This window comes from Shewanella sp. 10N.286.52.B9 (assembly GCF_002873635.1).
Taxonomy (GTDB): domain Bacteria; phylum Pseudomonadota; class Gammaproteobacteria; order Enterobacterales; family Shewanellaceae; genus Shewanella.
The window spans coordinates 20,584-40,686 of the sequence record NZ_MCTY01000047.1 but is presented as its reverse complement, the minus strand read 5'-3'; the positions used below and the strand labels follow the sequence as shown (position 1 = coordinate 40,686).

Here is a 20,103-nt window from a genome sequence, read left to right as displayed (position 1 = left end):
ACAAAGCTGGGATGTCTTAATAAGAGTGTGGAACTGTGAACTGATGGTTAACTAGTTTGGAATAGTGTTAACTGGATCACGTATTGGCTTTGGTAATATTTGAGATTGTCACCGAAAAACATAACAGCGTTTTTCGGTGATTCAGTAATCCTTGGAAACGTTACTGAGCTTTAGCAAGACGCTTGTTATAGTCTTCGACTAAATGGGCAATGATTTTCTCTGGATCTGCATCTTGGCAGCAATCATCGAGGAATATCTTAAAGGTGACCATAGCGTGGGCATCATTTAACAGGCGATTGCTTTGCATTGAGTAATAAGTGTTGTCGGTGTCCGACTTTCTAACGACAAACTTTCCGCTTTCAAATGATTTTGAACCGGGTGCATTGTGCCATTTGGTGATGCGGTTTAGTGCAATTTCTGAGGATTGGTTGATTTCTATGTGGTTTAACCAGCTAGCTGTTTTATCTTTTTCTTTATAGTGAGGACATCTTACTGTGTAGTTATACACATGAGTGATTGCAGTCATAGCTTACCTACTTATTTAAGAATGTAACTTCATCATAGACCCCTATTTTAAGGCAGGTCAATGGTTATTTTGAGAAGTTAGACGCGGTTAACAGTTATGTGTGTAAGTGTATTATTTATTAAATAAAAGTATCAGTTTGTAGTTAGAATACTTAAGTGTGACTATTATTTTTAGCGCTGTGGCTGGCGCTATTTCAATAGCTTAATGGCAATTTTATTGGTCTTAAGCTGTGTTTTAGTCAGGTTGTTCTCTAGTAGAGAATGCCAGCCATTGACAGGCTTTATTCGCGGATCAGCTTGAGCCGCGAATATATGAAACTTACGGTTGTAACCTATAGTGCGTTAGTGAATATTTCACAAATCTCACCATGGGTCGCTTGTTTTGGGTTAGTGAGGCCACAGGCATCTTTTAACGCATTATCAGCCAATGTAGGGATGTCTTCTGGGTTAACTCCAAGTTCAGTTAAATTTGCTGGGATATTGACTGCAACAGACAAGGTTTTAATGGCTTCGATTGCAGCCGCTGCGCCTTGAGTATCATCTAATTGCGCCACATCTACACCCATTGCTTTAGCAATGTCTTTTAATTTACCTGGCACCACTTGCGCATTGTAAGCTTGTACATGCGGCAGTAATAGTGCATTACACACACCGTGTGGTAAATCATAAAAGCCGCCAAGTTGATGGGCCATCGCATGAACATAACCTAAGCTAGCATTATTAAATGCCATTCCCGCTAAGAATTGCGCGTAAGCCATTTGCTCACGAGCATTGATATCATCACCTTGTTCAACCGCATTAACCAAGTTAGCTTTAATCAGCTCGATGGCTTTAATTGCACAAGCATCGGTAATTGGGTTCGCAGCTGTTGATACATACGCTTCCACCGCATGAGTTAATGCATCCATACCGGTTGCGGCTGTTAACGCCGCAGGTTTTTCAACCATGAGTTCAGGGTCATTTACTGACAAAATAGGGGTGGTGTTTTTATCGACAATCGCCATTTTAATATGACGTGACTCATCAGTAATAATACAGAAACGGGTCATCTCACTGGCTGTGCCAGCCGTAGTGTTAATTGCGACTAGCGGCATTTGTGGTCTTGTTGAAACATCTAAGCCTTCGTAGTCTTTGATGCTACCACCATTGGTCGCCACTAAAGCGATACCTTTAGCGCAATCATGTGGCGAGCCGCCACCTAACGAAATAACAAAATCACACTCGTTGGCATTAAGCATTGCTAAGCCTGCTTCAACATTTCCCATGGTTGGGTTAGGTTGTACGCCATCAAAGATAAATACTGCAATGCCATTGTCCATAAGCTTAGCCGCTACTTTATTAACTAAACCAATTTTTACTAACGGTGCATCAGTAACAATAAGTGCGCGCTTAAAGCCCAGTGTTTTGATGTCATTGATTGCTTCATTAACACTGTCTTGACCGAGAATATTTACGCTAGGAATGAAAAATTTAGTCGCCATGGGAAACCTCTTTAATGATTAAAATAATTAATACAGAATTCTTTAATGTCATTAAATTACCAATCATATTGACTATAATTTGTGACTTATTTCATACATTTAAACTTGTTCATGTTGTTTCTGTGGTTTTAATCGTAATTAGCGGAGCTAGCTCTGATTTTGCTAGTGAAGTGTAATCTTGATTGTACTTTTGGTTTTATTTGCGCTGTAAACCAATAAAAAGCCCGCAACGATAATTGTTGCGGGCGTTAATAATAAAGCGCTATACATTAGTCACATACAAATTTTTTTGCTAGGTTATCATTGTGGGCAGCTGGTTTCTTCAACGCTGTTGATGACGATATCTGTTACAGGTACGCTATTACTATTAATCGATACCATGTTAATTTGATCGACCACTTCAGCCATACCGTCATACACTTGACCAAAAACCGCATAACCACGTTGGCCACTGGAATAATCTAATTGAGGATTATCGAGGGCGTTGATATAAAACTGTGATGTGGCTGAATCTGCCACTGTGGTGCGCGCCATCGCTATGGTGCCACGTGCGTTAGTTAGGCCAACATTGTCTTCTAATGTGATAGCTTCAAAGCCAGGCTTGCTCACTAATCCTGTGGTAAAGCCACCGCCTTGTGAAACAGATTGATAGACAACGCGGTGAAATAGTGTGCCATCATAAAACTGCTCATCGACATAGCGTTTAAAATTCGCTCCAGTAATGGGTGTATTAGTGGTATCGATGGCTAAGCTGATGTCGCCCATTGTTGTCGACATAACATAGCAAATATCGGCAACTAGCTCAGTAGGTTCGACAGGTGGTGTAGTCTCAGGAGTTTCTGGAACTTGAGAGTCAGAGTCTGAGCCACCACAAGCGCTAAGGGTTAATGCAAATAATAACGGGTATAGCAGTTTCATCACAGGCCTATTAGTTGTTTTATTATTGTGAGGCCTGTGTTGCTAAAATGTGCCAATTAAATCAATAAATAAAACCATAAGATACAAAGTGTTACCTAAAGGCCGAAATAACATATCTTAGCGTGTTATAAAACAGAGCTAACTTATATGTACTTGGCTGATTTTACAGGTTAATGCATTGCATTAAGCCTAAGTGCCTTTATTTAGCTGTGGTTTTTATTTCGCTAATATTAACCTAAGTCGCTACAATAGCGCCTTTAACAGTAGTTTTCAGAGAACAATATGACTTTTGATTCATTAGGCTTGTCACAACCGATTTTGGATGCGGTTAACACATGTGGTTATAGCGATATGACCCCCGTACAACAAATTGTGATCCCATTAGCTATTGAAGGTAAGGATATATTAGCCAGCGCACAAACTGGTACCGGTAAAACTGCTGCATTTGCTTTACCTTTATTAACTCGTCTTGAGCTTGAAATAGCCGAACAAGAGAGCAAAACAGCTTGGCAACGTTTACGGGTGCTGATCATGACCCCAACTCGCGAGCTGGCGATTCAAATCGAACAAAATCTGGTTAACTATGCCCAGTTTTTACCCTTTGAGAGCCTCGCGGTTTATGGCGGTTCGAATATCAACCCGCAACGAAAAGCCCTCGCTAAAGGTGTCGACATTTTGGTAGCAACTCCTGGGCGATTATTCGATATTATTGGTCAGCATGACCTTGATTTATCCTTTGTGACCCATTTAGTTATCGATGAAGCCGATCGCATGTTGGACTTAGGTTTTGTTAAAGATATCGAAAAAGTGAAGCGGATGATCAATCGTCAACATCAAACCATGATGTTTTCAGCGACCTATTCTAATGATGTCAAAAGCTTAGCGGCAAAAATGCTCAAAAATGCCGAGTATGTGCATATATCGAATCAAAAACCTGCTGAAACGGTAACCCAATCGGTATATCAAGTAGATAAACGCCGTAAAGCAGAGTTACTGTCAGAGCTGATTGGCCGTAATAACTGGCAACAGGTGATGGTATTTACCAGCCTAAAAGAAACGGCTGAGCACTTACTTAAAGAGTTTAAGTTAGATGGTATTAAAGCTGCCGTATTTCATGGTGACAAAACTCAAGGCGCTCGCAACCGTGCTTTAGAAGAGTTTAAGACGGGTAAGCTGCGCGTCATGATAGCGACCGATCTCGCCGCAAGGGGTCTAGATATTGAAGCTTTACCATTAGTGATTAATTTTGAATTACCCCCAGAGCCTGAAGATTATGTTCACCGTATTGGCCGTACGGGCCGCGCAGGCTTAACCGGTCAGGCCATTTCATTGGTCGCACAAAATGAAATGGAGCTGTTAGAAGACATTGAAGCACTCATTAGCACCTCAATACCTGTGGTAGTGTTACCCGGTTATGAACTTGGCGCGCCATTACCGGCTCGATATAGAGAAGTCGATGCTGAAAAACCTAAAAAGCTGTTTAAACATAAACGCCAAGGTGGCAACCGAAATCGCGGCGGCGCAGCTAAAAGTGGCCCTGCTGGTAAAGGTAGTCGTGCTGATGGGAACGCTAAGCCGACTAGACAAGGCAAGTACGCTAAAAAATAATAATCACAATGCTTATTATTTACATGGGTTTAATTTAGTTATTTAGTGGAATTTATCAGGTGATCCGTAAACGCATTAATACTAACCTCATTACCGGCTTTTTAGGGGCAGGTAAAACCAGCTTAATTGTGTCGTTACTGGCAATCAAACCCAAGGGTGAAATTTGGGCTGTGCTAGTTAATGAGTTTGGCGAAGTGGGTATTGATGCGAGCCTGATAACTGGCTGCAATTCATCCGAACAAGTGGTCATAAAAGAAGTTGCTGGTGGCTGCTTATGTTGCGCTGCAGGCGTACCGATGCAAGTGGCGATTAATCAAATTATTCAAAAAGCTAAGCCAGATAGATTGTTAATTGAACCAACTGGACTTGGCCATCCTGCTGAAATACTCAAGGTACTGACCAATGAGTTTAATCAGCAAGTATTGCAGTTAAATCAAACCTTATGTGTGGTTGATGCGCGCAAGCTCAAAGACACTCGCTACACTGAAAATAGTAACTTTAATCAGCAAATAGACATTGCAGAAGTGATTTACGCCAGCAAGGCCGATTTATATCAGCAAGATGATTTTGCCTCTTTGTCAGCTTACTTAGCTAATGATAAAAAACTGTGTATTGCCTCTAACACAGCTGATGTGCTTAATCATGTTTATTGGGCGTTGATAAAGCCGCGAGCCATTAGTCTCAGCAGTTCAAGCACTCAAGCATCTTATTTAGCCAAGTCAGTGACCAAGCCTAGCCAATCACTGTTTGACTCAAATGCTGCTGTGGTTGATGATGAGTTCAATGGCCAAGGTTTTATAACCAAGTTAAATCAAGCGCAAGGAGCGCATAGTATTGGCTGGATTTTTAGCGCCGAGCATTGTTTTGACTTTGATAAGTTAGTTGCCTGGTGTGACGGCTTACTTAATGAGGTGCTACGCATAAAAGCGGTAATGATCACAGAAGAAGGCATTGGCGCTTTTAATGCTGTCGATGGCAGGCTGTCGATTAACGAGCTTGATGAAGCCATGGACTCAAGATTAGAGATAATTAGCTTAAACCCGTTATCAGAGGCATTATTAACAGAGCAAATCCTCAATTGCTTGAGTGACATGGCTTAGACGGGCTAGATCACAGTGGTTGTTGTTAAATTTTTTCCTAAAACAACTGCTACTAAAGTAACAACAGTTACTAAAGCATCAGTTATTTTCAACCACTGCAGCTAACATTAGCCCTTAAAACAGTTTGCTGCCCCAGCCCAATTTAGCGCGCAAAACATCAAAGTAATTGTGGCCTTTAGGGTGGATCATTCTTAAATGATTATTGCTACGGCGAATAAAAATTTCATCCCCAGGCAACACAGCTAAATCAACGTGACCATCACAGCTGACTTCTAAGTTCTCGCCGTTATCCGGTGATACCACTAATTTTATGGTGCTACATGCATCCACCACAATAGGGCGAGACGATAGTGTATGAGGGAACATAGGCACTAAAATTAATGCTTGCAGGTTAGGGGTTAAAATTGAGCCGCCAGCAGACAAGGCATAAGCTGTTGAGCCCGTTGGGGTTGATACAATCATGCCATCGGCGCGTTGGCTATACATGAATTGCTCATCAATATAGACCTCAAACTGGATCATGTGCGCCACTTTACCCGGATGCAATACCGCTTCGTTAACCGCAGAGTTACTGGCTTTTAAAATCCCATGACGATGCACTTCAGCCTCTAGCAAAAAGCGGTTCTCTGTATCGTATTCGCCTTCAAGTACCTTAGAAAGTGATTCTTCAAAGTTATCGGGTGGTAAATCCGTTAAAAAACCAAGGTTGCCACGGTTAACCCCAATAACCCCAATGTCAAAGCGAGACAATACCCGCGCGGCGCCGAGCATATTACCGTCACCACCGACGACAATAGCGAGATCGCAGCGCTCACCTAATTCAGTTAAATCAACAGATTCCACTTCAACTTTTAACTCAGAAGCCACTCGCTCTTCGGCTAATATGTCGAAGCCTTGCATGGAAAGCCAATGATGCAAACGCTTTAAAGTGCGATTGGTACCTTGATGATGTGGCTTGCCAATGAGGCCGATTGTTTGAAACTTTTTAGTCATATTAGTATTTGATTTGCACAAAGGCTTGAAACGAAGAAAATGATCCCCATAATATGCCCATAGTAATCAGAAACAAAGCATTTTTAGCTGGAGTGAAAATGAGCAACGAGTCAAACAAAGTAGATCAAGAGATCATTGATGCAGAAGTCGTCAATGAAACGGAAACTGAAGTCGCAGCAGAAGAGGCCACCGAAGTTGATGCGTTAACTCAAGCTAACCTTAAAATTGAAGCATTAGAGCAACAACTTGCTGAAACTCAAGCAGCCTTAGCTGAGCGTAAAGATGTTGAAATTCGCGCCGCTGCTGAAACGGCAAACATCCGCGCCCGTGCAGCAAAAGATGTAGAAAAAGCCCGTGCCTTCGCATTAGAAAAGTTCGTGAATGAGCTTTTGCCTGTATTAGATAATATGGAACGTGCACTTGCTGGTGTTGATGCTGAAGATGAAGCAACTAAAGCGATTGCTGAAGGTGTTGAATTGACCATGAAAGGGTTAATGGCAGCAGTTGAGAAAAATGGCGTAGTGCTTGTTAATCCATTAGGTGAAGCATTTAATCCAAATCATCATCAAGCTATCGGTATGCAGCCAAGTGCAGAATACCCTAAAGATACCGTGATGCTAGTTATGCAAAAAGGTTACATCTTAAAAGACCGTGTACTTCGCCCTGCGATGGTTATGGTGTCTCAAGGTGGCGCAAGTGTTGATACACAAGCGTAATGCATAACAATTGAAAACTGACTTCTTGGTTTGCCAATCAATAAGCAAAGCATTGGCAAAGCAATAGTTAGTAATCAAGCGTTAGTAATAAAGAGTTAATAAAAAGGACTGCCAATGCAGTCCTTTTTTGTGATTTTTAGTAGCGCCAATCAAATTGGCTTAACTCCCTGAGGCGGTTAACTTAAATAGTCTTGGATTTGGGCTAAAACACCCGCACCATCTAATTTAAGCTCTTGGATGATTTCATCCGGTCCACCATGCTTGATAAATTCATCAGGTAAGCCAATTTGCAGCACAGGCTTTAAGATTTTCATTTGATGCAGCGCTTCAATGACGCCGCTACCCGCACCGCCCATAATGGCATTTTCTTCAACGGTGACAATCACGTCATGACTATGAGCAAGCTCAGCGAGCAGGGTTAAATCTAATGGCTTAACAAAGCGCATATCGGCAACGGTGGCATCGAGCGTCTCAGCGGCTTCAAGCGCTGCAGCAAGAGTAGTACCAAAGTTAACAATGGCTACACGTTGCGTCTGCTGTTGGCTTTGACGTTTAACCAAGCCTTTACCAATCGCAATAGGAGTCATTTCTTCAGTTGGTTCAATACCTGTCGCACAACCACGAGGGTAGCGAACCGCCGTTGGGCCATCTTTATAGCGATAACCGGTATAGAGCATTTGGCGACATTCATCTTCATCAGATGGTGCCATAACGACCATATTGGGAACACAACGCAGGAAGCTTAAATCAAAAGCACCTTGGTGAGTTGGGCCATCAGCGCCAACAATACCACCGCGATCGATAGCAAATAACACAGGTAAGCGCTGTAGAGCTACATCGTGAATTAACTGATCGTAACCACGCTGCAAGAAAGTTGAATAGATAGCGACAACAGCTGAGTAGCCTTCACACGCAAAACCAGCACCTAAGGTGACCGCGTGTTGCTCAGCAATCGCGGCATCAAAATACTGGTTTGGAAAACGCTGTGAAAACTCAACCATGCCCGAGCCTTCACGCATGGCTGGTGTAATGGCGAGTAACTTGTCATCTTTTTCAGCAACATCACATAACCACTTACCGAAAATTTGCGAAAATGTCGGTGAACTTGGTTTTGTTTTCGGCTTTCTAAATTGAGTGTGGTCGAATTTAGGCACTGCATGCCAACCGATAGGATCTTTTTCAGCAGGCTCATATCCACGACCTTTTTTAGTCATGATATGCAGGATTTGCGGGCCCTTTAAATCGCGCATATTACGCAGGGTTTCAACTAATGAATCAACATCATGACCATCAATCGGGCCAATATAGTTAAAACCTAGTTCTTCAAATAAGGTTCCAGGTACGACCATACCTTTAAGGTGTTCTTCAGTACGCTTTGCCATTTCTTTAATGACAGGCATACCTTTGAGCACTTTTTTGCTGCTTTCACGAATGGTGGTGTAGAAGCGGCCTGACATTAGTTGGGCTAAATGGTTATTCAGTGCGCCGACATTTTCTGAGATAGACATTTCATTGTCATTTAACACCACTAACATGTCATTGTGCAGATCGCCTGCATGGTTCATGGCCTCAAACACCATACCGCCGGTCATCGCACCATCACCGATAACGGCCACGACTTTACGATTTTTCTGCTCTTTTTCTGCAGCCACAGCCATGGCTAATGCTGCACTAACAGAGGTACCAGAATGCCCGACACTAAAGGTGTCGTACTCACTTTCTTCACGCCATGGGAAAGGGTGTAAACCGTTCTTTTGACGAATGGTATGCATTCTGTCACGACGACCAGTGAGAATTTTATGGGGGTAAGCTTGGTGGCCTACATCCCATACTACGCGGTCAAAAGGCGTATTATAGACATAATGAAGTGCTACTGTTAATTCAACAGTACCAAGGCCTGAAGCAAAATGGCCACTTGAGTTACTGACTGATTTAAGCAAAAACTGTCTTAATTCATCGGATAACTGTGGCAGCATGCCTTGCGGCAGCTTTTTCAAATCGTCAGGGGTATTAGCTTGAGCTAATACCGGAAATTGAGAATTATCGAAACTCATATGGCGGTAAACTGTCTCTTTATATTCTTCGCGCAATGATATAGCGGGCGAAGTCTGCAATTAACTGGCTATTGTAGGTCAATTTTGCCAGCGCTGATAGTGCATCGTTAATTAGTTGCTCGGCGCATTCATTTGCACCCTTAAGCCCTAATAATTTAGGAAAAGTGCTTTTATTGGACTCTTGATCACTGCCTTGGGGTTTACCTAATTCTTCAGTGCTGGCAATGATGTCTAAAATGTCATCTTGTACTTGAAAGGCTAAGCCAATATTGGCGGCAAAGTCTCTGATAATTTGTTGGTCTAGGCTTGATGCTGATGCCGCGATTAAGGCAAGTTCTGCAGCGCAGCTAATTAAGGCACCGGTTTTTTTATTATGTAACAGGGTTAGCTGCTCAAGGTCTATACGCTTATTGGTGGCGCCTAGATCAATAGCTTGTCCGCCGCACATACCACTATAACCCGATGCTTTAGCTAAAGCGGTTACCATAGCAAGTTGCTGAGAGGCGCTAATGCTCTCATTAGGCTCGCAAATAAGTTCAAAGGCTAAGGTTTGCAGGGCATCGCCTGCAAGGATAGCGCTGGCTTCATCAAAAGCAATATGCACCGTTGGCTGGCCGCGGCGCAGGGCATCATCGTCCATGGCAGGTAAATCATCATGGATTAATGAGTAGGCATGAATACATTCGATAGCGGCTGCGGCGTTATCAAGCTGCTTTAAATCAGCACCTAACATTTCACCAATGCTATAAACCATAAAAGGTCGAATGCGTTTGCCGCCCAATAAGGCGCCGTGGGTCATTGCGGCTTTTAATATAGGGGCAGCGTCATCAAGCTGGGCAAGTTTAGTTGCTAAAACTTGGTTCACGCGTTGTTGGTATTGTTCAATTGACTGGGCTAACACACTTATTCGCCTTCAACGGTAAATGGGCTGAGGTTGGTATCGTCTTCATTTAATAAGATGGAAACTTTTTGTTGAGCCTGTTCTAGCTTAGATTGGCTCTGGCGCACTAGCTTAATGCCGCGCTCAAATTGTTTAAGGGCATTATCTAAAGTGACTTCACCTTGCTCAAGATCTGCAACAATGTTTTCAAGCTCCGATAAGGATTCTTCAAAACTTAGATTCTCAGGTTTTTTTGCCACAATTCTTATTCCTTCTATTATGCGGGGACAAGGTATATCAGGCCGCGCTAAGGGTCAAATTCAGTCGTTGTTTATTTGCTCAATAGCACGCTTTGTGACTGAATATTTATATAATTCATAAAATATTCCTAAACTTGGGCTAAGTTTGACCGATATAGATAATGAATACCAGTGTCAAGCGGTCGCTTTAAGCGAAGTTTGAAATCCATGGTAGTAATAATGGTAGTCGTAATAGCATTTTTTGATGCTTTTTTGATAAACCAGCCAATTAATCGATGAAAGTGTCACTGTATGAGTTTTTTTTGTTCGTTTGAACATTTGTCCCAATAGCTCAGAGTGTTACATTGGTATTCATAGAAGTAAGGCAGCATTATTAAGACTGCGCTCAAGGAGAAATTGTGGATTTAGCAACCCTAATAGGTTTAATAGGCGCCTTCGCTTTTATTATTGGTTCTATGGTGAACAGTGGTGGGATTTCGATTTTTATTGATGCGCCATCGGTGATGATTGTGCTTATTGGTTCTCTTTTCGTTGTGATGATGAAATATAATCTTAAGCAATTTTTAGGCGCGGTAAAAATTGGCGCTAAAGCTTTCATGTTTAAAATTGATAAGCCTGAGGAGTTAATTGACCAATCAGTGAATATGGCTGATGCAGCCCGTAAAGGGGGCTTTTTAGCATTAGAAGAAGCGCAGATCGGTAACAGTTTTATGCAAAAAGCGGTCGACATGTTAGTGGATGGCCATGATGGTGATGTGGTGCGTGAAGCCTTAGAAAAAGATATTGCCCTGACCGAGGAAAGGCATAAAACCGGCATTGGCATTTTTAAATCCTTAGGTGATGTGGCCCCAGCCATGGGCATGATTGGTACCTTGATTGGTTTAGTGGCCATGCTATCGAATATGGATGACCCTAAATCAATTGGCCCGGCAATGGCGGTGGCATTATTAACCACGCTTTATGGCGCGATTATCGCCAATATGGTGGCGCTCCCGATTGCTGATAAATTGCAATTACGTATGAGTGAAGAGTTACTTAACCGCAATTTGATTATGGATGCGGTCTTGGCGATTCAAGATGGTCAGAACCCACGTGTTATCGAAGGTTTCCTGAAAAATTATCTAGGTGAAAAACAACGTCAAATCGATACCACGGACGGAGAGTAGCTCATGGCTAAAAAAGCCAAGTGTGATTGTCCACCACCCGGCGCGCCGTTATGGCTAGCCACCTTTGCTGATCTTATGTCGTTATTGATGTGCTTTTTTGTTTTGCTGCTGGCGTTCTCTGAAATGGACGTGATGAAGTTTAAGCAAATTGCCGGTTCGATGAAGTATGCCTTCGGGGTGCAAAATAAAGTTGAAGTTAAAGATATTCCTAAAGGCACCTCGGTGATTGCGTTAGAGTTTCGGCCGGGAAAACCGGACCCTACCCCTATTGAAATTATCAATCAGCAAACCAATGAGATGACAGAGCAAACCATTGAGTATCAAGCAGGCGACGATGCCAGTGCGGGCGGCGTGCAAAAACAGCAAGGGGATAATCGCGGCGGTAATGCTCAAGCGACGGCCCAGCAACAAGCACAGGCTCAGCAAGCCCAAGCGAAGTCTGAGCAAGAAAATATTAACGACCAAGTGAAAAAAATGGCCGAAAAACTCAATGAGGAAATTGTTGATGGCGCCATCGAAATTGAATCGTTAGGGCAACAGATTATTATCCGGATCCGCGAAAAAGGCTCTTTTGCATCGGGTTCAGGCTTTTTACAGCCAAGATTTAAACCTGTTATTCGCTCAATTGGTGACTTATTAAAAGATGTTCCCGGCATTATTACAGTATCAGGTCATACCGATGGCATGCACATTAGCAATGAGCTTTACAGTTCTAATTGGGACTTATCCAGTAAACGCGCAGTCTCAGTAGCCCATGAACTGGCCAAAGTGACAGGCTTTGATGACAGCAGAATGCGGGTGGTGGGTATGGCATCTAATGCGCCATTAGTGGCTAACGACTCTGATAAAAACCGTAGCCGTAATCGCCGAGTTGAAATTGCTATTGAACAAGGCAAGGCGAAAGAGTCTGCTGAGATAGAAGTACTCGCGCCACAATCACAGCAGCCATAGAAACGCGCTCTTTATATAAGATGAGATTAGCCGCTTAGTCCTTAAGCGGCTTTTTATCGGCTTTAAATAGCGCTGTATAGCCAGTAATCGCAACGCCGTTTCACTGACGCTGTGTTGCAGTATTGCTTAGACTGCTAATTTTATTTAGATTTAATGACAGCCTTAGCACCTAAGCTCAAAGATTGTGTGTAATAAAATTTATTGTGTTTGGTATATAGACAGTTTTTGCTATAATCCCGCCTTTGTTGGCTGGTTAATTTCCAGCCATTATTATTTTTGACTTTTATGAGTTGATTTTGCGCTGAATATCAACGCAATCCGTAGTCGTAAAAGTGAACATCCAAATCAGTTGCCGCGGAAATCCAATGAAGTTTATTGTAAAGCTATACCCAGAAATCATGATGAAAAGTAAAACTGTTCGTATGCGTTTTACTAAAATTCTTGAGACCAACATTCGAAATGTACTTAAAAAAGTTGATGACGAAGTAAAAGTACAACGTCAATGGGATCGCATTATGATCCACGTCAACAGCGATGAACAAACGCGCATTAACGCCATTGCTGAGCGTTTAGAATGTATTCCTGGTATTGCTCATGTTGTTCAAGTTGATGAATACAGTTTTGAGTCAATGGATGATATCTACCAGCAAGTACTGCCAGTTTATAAAGAGCAATTGGCAGGTAAAACCTTCTGTGTTCGCGTTAAACGTACTGGAAAGCATGACTTTAATTCAATTGAAGTTGAGCGTTACGTTGGTGGCGGTTTAAACCAGCACACAGATGCTGTGGGTGTGAAATTAAAAAATCCAGATATGACGGTTAATTTAGAAATTGACCATGAAAAACTGTATATGGTTGTGCGCCGTATTCCCGGTTTAGGTGGTTTCCCAATGGCGACCCAAGAAGATGTATTATCGCTTATCTCAGGTGGATTTGATTCAGGTGTATCAAGCTATCAATTCATCAAAAAAGGTGCCCGCACTCACTATTGTTTCTTTAACTTAGGTGGCGCGCAGCATGAGATTGGTGTTAAGCAAGTGGCTTATCATTTGTGGCAGAAATATGGCGAGTCACACAAAGTGCGCTTTATGACTGTACCATTTGAGCCAGTGGTTGCTGAGATTCTAGAAAAAATTGATAACGGTCAAATGGGCGTTATTCTTAAGCGTATGATGATGCGCGCCGCCACTAAAATGGCTGAAAAGTACAACATCCAAGCTTTGGTTACAGGTGAGAGTTTAGGTCAAGTTTCAAGCCAAACTCTGACCAACTTAAACGTAATTGACCGCTGTACGGATTTATTGATTTTACGTCCATTAATCACCATGGATAAGCAAGACATTATCAATGAAAGTCGCCAAATTGGTACTGAAGATTTCGCTAAAGCGATTCCTGAATATTGTGGTGTGATTTCGCAAAAGCCAACCGTTAAGGCTGTACTGGCAAAAATTGAAGCAGAAGAGCTTAAATTCAGTGAAGACTTAATTGACCGTATTGTAGAAGATGCCGTGGTTATCGATATTAAGCAAATTGCTGAAAAAGTTGAAACCACAGTAAGTGAAACTGAAACCGTTGATGCAATTGAAGCTGGCAGTGTTGTGATTGATATCAGAGCACAAGATGAAGAAGAGCAAAACCCACTAAGCATTGATGGCACTGAACTCTTAAAAATTCCTTTCTTTAAATTAGCAACGCAATTTGCTGATTTAGATAAAAGTAAAACCTATTTACTCTACTGTGATCGCGGCGTAATGAGTAAATTACAAGCGTTATACCTGACTGAGCAAGGTCACAGCAACGTTAAAGTATACCGTCCTTAATGGCGTAAAAGGAGTATCGCTAGTCGATGCTCCTACTTAAGCTTTGCAGGCTGTGATGTGTATTTCATATTGAAACTGCGACAGTCATTTTAGCCCATAAAAAAACCGCATTACCATTTAAATGGTCAATGCGGTTTTTTTGTTACTGTTTTTACAGTAAATTAATCAGCAGTGCGCGTTTCAGCGGTAGTGATTGGCTGTTGAACTTCTTTGTCTGCAACTAAAGTGCTGTTAACATCAACCTGAACATTACTTTGCATTTCTGTCATGCTTTGTTGAAGCTCTGCGTTTATTGAAGCTTGAAGGTCGCTGATATCAATGCCTTCTTCATTTGCGCTAGCTGTAAAAGCAAAACAAGAAAGTAAAGCTACTGTAGCTAATGATTTTAAATTGAACATAAAGGTCGCCTCCGGGCTGACTTAACACTGGCGGACACACCCTTACACTGCGTAGAAGTTGTCCAACTCACCATAAATCTGATGGTCATAATTTAACCGAATACAGTGTTCTTTACAAACGACAAAATGTAACGCTATTCATTAGAAAAACTAATTAAAAAACGAGAGATGGATCACTATGTCGCGAAGATTGCCACCTTTGAACGCGGTAAAAGCATTTGAAGCAGCAGCAAGGCACTTGAGCTTTACCCGTGCCGCTGAAGAGTTGTTTGTTACTCAGGCTGCTGTTAGTCATCAAATTAAAGCATTAGAAGATTTTCTAGGCCTAAAGCTGTTTCGCCGCAAAAATCGTTCGCTTTTATTGACCGAAGAAGGTCAAAGTTATTTCCTCGATATTAAAGATATTTTTATCCAATTAGGTGAATCAACCGACCGATTATTAGCCCGAAGCGCCATTGGTTCGTTAACGGTAAGTATGTCACCAAGTTTTGCAATTCAATGGCTTGTGCCGCGTTTGGCTAAGTTTAGTGAGCAAAATCCCGATATTGATGTACGCATTAAAGCTGTTGACAGCGAAACGGGCTCATTGACTGATGATGTAGATGTGGCCATCTATTATGGCCAAGGTAATTGGCCTGGCTTAAGAGCGGATAAATTGCGTAATGAAGTGCTCATTCCGGTGTGTTCACCGCTGTTACTTAATGGACCTAAACCATTAGAGAAACCCAGCGACTTAAAAAATCATACCTTACTGCACGATTCTAGCCGTCATGATTGGCAGGCATGGTTTAGGCAATGTGGAATTAGTGAAATTAATGTTAATTCTGGCCCCATCTTTAGTCATTCATCGTTAGTACTGCAAGCTGCCGCTCATGGCCAAGGTATTGCGCTGGGTTACAGTGTACTCGCAAGGCCGGATATAAAAGCAGGCCGCTTGGTGTGTCCGTTCTCAGAGGTGCTAGTCAGCAAAGATGCTTATTACTTAGTGTGTCAGCAAAATCATTCTGAATTAGGTAAAGTCGCTGCCTTTAGAGAGTGGATGGTAGATATGTTTGCTGAAGAGTCTCGCAGTGAATTACTGTCAGGCTAGGGCTAACTTACCCAAGCTTAACCACATAGCGTAGTAATTAATGCTGTTGTCACTAACAATCGAAGAAACTAATGATATGACCCCCCTAGGCCCAGCTGTAACAAACGATAGTTTAGAAATTGAATCAATCTTACAGGGCGACCCCAGTAAAACATTAGTGGTATTGGCCCATGGCGCTGGGGCTAATATGCACCATGAGTTTATGGTCGATATCGCCAATGGCTTGGTTGCTAAAGGTTATCAAGTATTGCGCTTTAACTTCTTATATATGCAAGCCAATATGCAAGATGGCAAAAGAAGGCCGCCAGATAGAGCGCCTAAACTGTTAATGCATTTTACTAGGCTACTTAATTCCATTGAACAAACCATTGAAGACAATGATCTTGTGGTCGAAAACATTGTGTTAATGGGGAAATCAATGGGTGGCAGAATGGCGGCGACATTGTTAACCGATGACGAACTTATCATTAATGATGAGCAGGTTGAGATCTCTGCTTCAGTTAACGCCTTAATTAAAGGCTGCATTTGCTTAGGTTATCCCTTTGTTCCATTAAAAGGCGGAGAGCCGAGACTTGAGCCGTTAAATAATGGCATAAAACCATTAATGGTGGTGCAAGGTGAGCGGGATAAATTTGGCGGTATAAGCGAAATACCCCAGTGGGATATAAATAAACAAGTCAAAGTCAGCTGGATAACCGATGGCGATCATAGTTTTAAGCCACGTAAGTCGTCAGGAACCACATTAGAGGCTAATCTGAAGCACTGCTTAACCATATGTGATCAGTTTATTACTGATATTGTGGATTAATTTTCTATAAAGCGAGATATCAATGAGACAAGGTTTATTACTGTTAGCGGCAATCAGTGGTTTTTTAGCGGTTGCTTTAGGGGCTTTTGGTGCCCATGGGTTAAAAAGTATTGCCCCGCCTGAGTTGGTTGCGATTTTTAAACTCGGTGTCGATTATCACTTTTATCACACCTTTGCCATTATTGCCGTAGCGTTAAGTGGTCACTGGATAAGTTCAAAACTGCTGGATTGGGCAGGTTATTTATTCTTCGTGGGTATTTTATTATTTTCAGGTTCATTGTATTTATATGCCTTTACTGGCGCCAAATGGATTGGGCCAATTACCCCTATGGGCGGCGGTTGTATGCTGATTGGCTGGACATTGTTTGCCATTGGGATAGCAAAACATACTAAGCAGAAATAACTTAGCGTCACCTTTGGCAAATATTTCAAAGCAGCAGCTTGTTTATCAAATCTGCTGCTTTGTTGCTTTTATCGGTTTGCCTTTTCTATTTAACACAGCGGCATAATTTTTGAGTATAATGCCCCCATTATTTTGTCCTTCGACCATACTGTGAAGCAGTTATGGTTATAGAAGCTTAAGGCTTATCATGAAAAACCTCTTTATATTTTGCCGCGCAGGCTATGAGAAAGATTGTGCTGCAGAAATTCAACAGCGTGCAGCTGAATTAAATATTGGTGGCTTTGTTAAAACCAATACCAATGATGCTTATGTGATTTACCAATGTTTTGAAGAAAACGGCGGTGAGCAACTGGCAAAGCAAATTGAGTTAAATTCATTAGTGTTTGCAAGACAAATGTTTGCTGCTGGTGAGTTGATAAAAGATTTGCCTGAAAAAGACAGAGTATCACCGATTGTGGCTGCTTTAAGTGAAGTGTCAAAAGCGGGAGAATTACGAGTTGAAACTCCAGATACCAATGAAGCTAAAGAACTGTCAGGTTTTTGCCGCAAATTTACTGTGCCTTTACGCCAAGGCCTGAAAAAGTCTGGCGCATTATTAGCTCAAGAAAATGACCGCAGACCTATCATTCATGTGTGCTTTGTAGCGCCGGGTACGGCTTATGTCGGCTATTCATTATCAAACAATAGCTCACCTTATTTTATGGGCATTCCCCGTCTTAAAATGGCTGCCGATGCTCCGAGTCGTTCAAGCTTGAAATTAGATGAGGCTTTTGGGCAATTCTTGACAAAGGAAGAGCAAGAAGACCGCTGCCGCTCAGGGCTTCATTCTGTGGATTTAGGCGCTTGTCCTGGTGGCTGGACTTATCAGCTAGTACGTCGTGGCATGTTTGTCGCCGCAGTTGATAATGGTCCTATGGATCAGAAGTTAATGGACACTGGACAGGTTAAACATTATCGCGCCGATGGTTTTCGTTTCGAACCACCAAGAAAAAACATTTATTGGTTAGTGTGTGACATGGTAGAAAAACCGTCACGTGTTGCTGAGCTCGTTGAAGCTTGGGCGATTAATGGCTGGTTTAAAGAAGCCATTTTTAACCTTAAATTACCAATGAAAAGTCGTTATAAAGAAGTCAGACAGATTTTAGATACTATGGCTGAAATTTTAAAAGAAAACGACATCACAGATTTTAAATTACAGTGTAAGCACCTTTATCATGATCGTGATGAAGTGACAGTTCACTTATGGGTTAAACCTAATACTGCTTGGGCGTTTAACTAAGCTATTTAGCTGGAAATTTAAACAAGCATTAAAAAGCCCTTAGTGAATATCACTAAGGGCTTTTTTATTATCCTTTAATTAAAACTAGAGTTATTAGCGCTGCAATAACTCAGCTAAAAGGGTAATAAAGCTTATCCTAAACGATCAACAACAGCTTGAGTGAAGTCAGTTGTACCATGAGTACCACCAAGATCGCGGGTTGTGCGGTCGCCTTCTTCAATCACAGCAGATACTGCAGAGCGGATCATTTCCGCTTTGTCAGCCATGCCTAAATACTCCAGCATTTGTATAGAGGCTAGAATCACGGATGTAGGATTTGCAAGATTTTTGCCTGCAATATCAGGTGCGCTACCATGAACCGCTTCGAAAATTGCCGCATCTTTACCGATGTTTGCGCCAGGCGCCATACCTAAGCCGCCAACAAGACCTGCACATAAGTCAGATAGAATGTCACCGAATAAGTTAGTTGTTACCAATACATCAAAGTTTTCTGGATTCATGACCAACTTCATACACGTTGCATCCACAATCATTTCTTCTGTTTCGATATCTGGGTAACGCTGGCTCACTTCACGCGCCACTTTCAAGAATAAACCTGAAGTTGACTTCATGATGTTGGCTTTATGAACGATAGTCACTTTTTTACGGTTTTCTTTACGTGCTAGCTCATAAGCAAAAGTGGTAATTTGCTCTGCACCTTGACGAGTAATGATACTGGTCGCTTCAGCAGTAGCGCCATCGTCAGATACTTTTTGGCCTAAGCCTGAATACATACCTTCAGTGTTTTCACGTACTGTGATGATATCAATGTTGTCATAACGTGCTTGAGTACCTTTAAAAGAAAGTACAGGGCGCACGTTAGCATATAAGCTGAATTTTTTACGTAGGCTTACATTGATAGAGGTAAAACCTTCACCGACAGGTGTGGTTAATGGCCCTTTAAGGGTAATACGGTTTTTTTCGATAAGGTCTAAGGTACGCTGAGGTACTAATTCACCTTGCTTTTCTAATGCGGCTAAACCGGCGTCTGCAAACTCATATTCAAAGTCGCAACCAGCCTTGTCGAGAATTTTTAAAGCCGAATCGATAATGCTTGGTCCAATCCCATCACCTGGGATTACGGTTATAGTACGTTTTGGCATGGATAGTCCTTCCACTTAGTGGTTACTGCATTTTCTTGTTATTGTTTACAACACCTTAACAAGACTACTTACTCACGGTTTTGTTGCGGCGCATTTTAACGAATTTAGATTTTTTTTTACAGTTTTTAGTGAGTTTAATCACATATTTTTTTAAATAATTAAGCTAATCCTCAGGTGATTGCTTTAAGATATTCACAACCATGTAATTGAAAGGCTTATTTCGCGTCATAAATCAGCTTTAGTTGTTAATAAAAGGTTGGTTGTAAAGTTGTTTCGCGTGCATAGCATAAGCAGGTGACAGATTTTAAATAGACGACTTTGGTCTACTAACTACAGTCTACTAGCTTTGGGCCTACTAACAATCTAAGGGGCTGCAAAAATAACTTGGCACAGTTTAGTCTGAAAGGTCATTAATTAAATTGCGGTGATATTTTCAACAATGCTTTATTAAATTTCAATTATGTTTTCAGTTAATGAATTTAGCTGAACTGTATTTCATTCCATAACAACA

19 protein-coding genes are annotated in these 20,103 nt (G+C 41.8%); 10 read left to right on the top strand and 9 right to left on the bottom strand.

Features of this window, described 5'->3' with window-relative positions; translation table 11 throughout:
* Positions 1–160: 160 nt before the first annotated feature.
* The 3 genes from BCU91_RS03950 to BCU91_RS03940 form a co-directional block, all read right to left on the bottom strand.
* Positions 161–526, bottom strand: a complete 366-nt coding sequence (locus tag BCU91_RS03950) for a cytoplasmic protein (RefSeq protein ID WP_102439515.1) — start codon at positions 524–526, stop codon at positions 161–163.
* 331 nt (positions 527–857) lie between these two features.
* Complete coding sequence (yiaY, locus tag BCU91_RS03945; RefSeq protein WP_102530939.1) at positions 858–2,006, bottom strand: L-threonine dehydrogenase; 1,149 nt, start codon at positions 2,004–2,006, stop codon at positions 858–860.
* A gap of 300 nt (positions 2,007–2,306) precedes the next feature.
* Positions 2,307–2,924, bottom strand: coding sequence for a peptidylprolyl isomerase (locus BCU91_RS03940; RefSeq protein ID WP_102530938.1), 618 nt, complete (start codon positions 2,922–2,924; stop codon positions 2,307–2,309).
* 282 nt (positions 2,925–3,206) lie between these two features.
* Between BCU91_RS03940 and BCU91_RS03935 the strand changes: the two genes are divergently transcribed.
* Together BCU91_RS03935 and BCU91_RS03930 are read left to right on the top strand one after the other, a co-directional pair.
* Positions 3,207–4,532 (top strand): DEAD/DEAH box helicase, encoded by a 1,326-nt coding sequence (locus tag BCU91_RS03935; RefSeq protein WP_102439518.1) that lies wholly within the window; start codon positions 3,207–3,209, stop codon positions 4,530–4,532.
* A 59-nt stretch (positions 4,533–4,591) separates the two neighbouring features.
* Positions 4,592–5,632 carry a GTP-binding protein gene (locus tag BCU91_RS03930; RefSeq protein WP_102530937.1) on the top strand — a complete coding sequence of 347 codons (1,041 nt, stop codon included), beginning with the start codon at positions 4,592–4,594 and terminating at the stop codon, positions 5,630–5,632.
* A 114-nt stretch (positions 5,633–5,746) separates the two neighbouring features.
* On the opposite strand, the gene nadK is transcribed toward BCU91_RS03930, so the two are convergent.
* Positions 5,747–6,625 (bottom strand): NAD(+) kinase, encoded by an 879-nt coding sequence (nadK, locus tag BCU91_RS03925; RefSeq protein ID WP_102439520.1) that lies wholly within the window; start codon positions 6,623–6,625, stop codon positions 5,747–5,749.
* Between the two features lie 98 nt (positions 6,626–6,723).
* On the opposite strand from nadK, the gene grpE reads away from it, so the two are divergent.
* Positions 6,724–7,341, top strand: a complete 618-nt coding sequence (gene grpE, locus BCU91_RS03920; protein ID WP_076540307.1) for a nucleotide exchange factor GrpE — start codon at positions 6,724–6,726, stop codon at positions 7,339–7,341.
* Between the two features lie 176 nt (positions 7,342–7,517).
* Here the strand turns inward: grpE and dxs are convergent, their stop codons facing one another.
* The 3 genes from dxs to xseB are packed head-to-tail and all read right to left on the bottom strand — an operon-like array spanning position 7,518 to position 10,535.
* The gene (dxs, locus tag BCU91_RS03915; RefSeq protein ID WP_102530943.1) at positions 7,518–9,395 is read right to left on the bottom strand and encodes a 1-deoxy-D-xylulose-5-phosphate synthase; all 1,878 of its coding nucleotides are present in this window, start codon (positions 9,393–9,395) and stop codon (positions 7,518–7,520) included.
* A 19-nt stretch (positions 9,396–9,414) separates the two neighbouring features.
* A complete protein-coding gene (gene ispA, locus BCU91_RS03910; protein ID WP_102439522.1) occupies positions 9,415–10,296 on the bottom strand; it encodes a (2E,6E)-farnesyl diphosphate synthase in 882 nt (293 codons plus the stop codon).
* Between the two features lie 2 nt (positions 10,297–10,298).
* On the bottom strand, positions 10,299–10,535 hold the full coding sequence (gene xseB, locus BCU91_RS03905; RefSeq protein ID WP_076540313.1) for an exodeoxyribonuclease VII small subunit: 237 nt from the start codon (positions 10,533–10,535) through the stop codon (positions 10,299–10,301).
* A 398-nt stretch (positions 10,536–10,933) separates the two neighbouring features.
* On the opposite strand from xseB, the gene pomA reads away from it, so the two are divergent.
* The 3 genes from pomA (at position 10,934) to thiI (ending at position 14,472) form a co-directional block, all read left to right on the top strand.
* Positions 10,934–11,701: a flagellar motor protein PomA gene (gene pomA, locus BCU91_RS03900; RefSeq protein WP_102439523.1), complete on the top strand. Its 768-nt coding sequence runs from the start codon at positions 10,934–10,936 to the stop codon at positions 11,699–11,701.
* A gap of 3 nt (positions 11,702–11,704) precedes the next feature.
* Positions 11,705–12,652 carry a flagellar motor protein MotB gene (locus tag BCU91_RS03895; protein WP_102439524.1) on the top strand — a complete coding sequence of 316 codons (948 nt, stop codon included), beginning with the start codon at positions 11,705–11,707 and terminating at the stop codon, positions 12,650–12,652.
* 365 nt (positions 12,653–13,017) lie between these two features.
* Positions 13,018–14,472: a tRNA uracil 4-sulfurtransferase ThiI gene (gene thiI, locus BCU91_RS03890; RefSeq protein ID WP_102519847.1), complete on the top strand. Its 1,455-nt coding sequence runs from the start codon at positions 13,018–13,020 to the stop codon at positions 14,470–14,472.
* Between the two features lie 161 nt (positions 14,473–14,633).
* Here thiI and BCU91_RS03885 read toward each other — a convergent pair whose 3' ends face one another.
* Positions 14,634–14,870 (bottom strand): hypothetical protein, encoded by a 237-nt coding sequence (locus tag BCU91_RS03885; RefSeq protein ID WP_102519846.1) that lies wholly within the window; start codon positions 14,868–14,870, stop codon positions 14,634–14,636.
* A 178-nt stretch (positions 14,871–15,048) separates the two neighbouring features.
* Between BCU91_RS03885 and BCU91_RS03880 the strand changes: the two genes are divergently transcribed.
* The 4 genes from BCU91_RS03880 (at position 15,049) to rlmM (ending at position 18,450) form a co-directional block, all read left to right on the top strand.
* On the top strand, positions 15,049–15,960 hold the full coding sequence (locus BCU91_RS03880) for a transcriptional regulator GcvA (RefSeq protein ID WP_076540323.1): 912 nt from the start codon (positions 15,049–15,051) through the stop codon (positions 15,958–15,960).
* 76 nt (positions 15,961–16,036) lie between these two features.
* A complete protein-coding gene (locus tag BCU91_RS03875; RefSeq protein ID WP_102439549.1) occupies positions 16,037–16,768 on the top strand; it encodes an alpha/beta family hydrolase in 732 nt (243 codons plus the stop codon).
* 22 nt (positions 16,769–16,790) lie between these two features.
* A complete protein-coding gene (locus BCU91_RS03870; RefSeq protein ID WP_102439527.1) occupies positions 16,791–17,171 on the top strand; it encodes a DUF423 domain-containing protein in 381 nt (126 codons plus the stop codon).
* A gap of 187 nt (positions 17,172–17,358) precedes the next feature.
* Positions 17,359–18,450 (top strand): 23S rRNA (cytidine(2498)-2'-O)-methyltransferase RlmM, encoded by a 1,092-nt coding sequence (gene rlmM, locus BCU91_RS03865; protein WP_102439528.1) that lies wholly within the window; start codon positions 17,359–17,361, stop codon positions 18,448–18,450.
* Positions 18,451–18,581: 131 nt separating this feature from the next.
* Here the strand turns inward: rlmM and BCU91_RS03860 are convergent, their stop codons facing one another.
* Positions 18,582–19,592 carry an isocitrate dehydrogenase gene (locus tag BCU91_RS03860; protein WP_102439529.1) on the bottom strand — a complete coding sequence of 337 codons (1,011 nt, stop codon included), beginning with the start codon at positions 19,590–19,592 and terminating at the stop codon, positions 18,582–18,584.
* Positions 19,593–20,103: the final 511 nt, after the last annotated feature.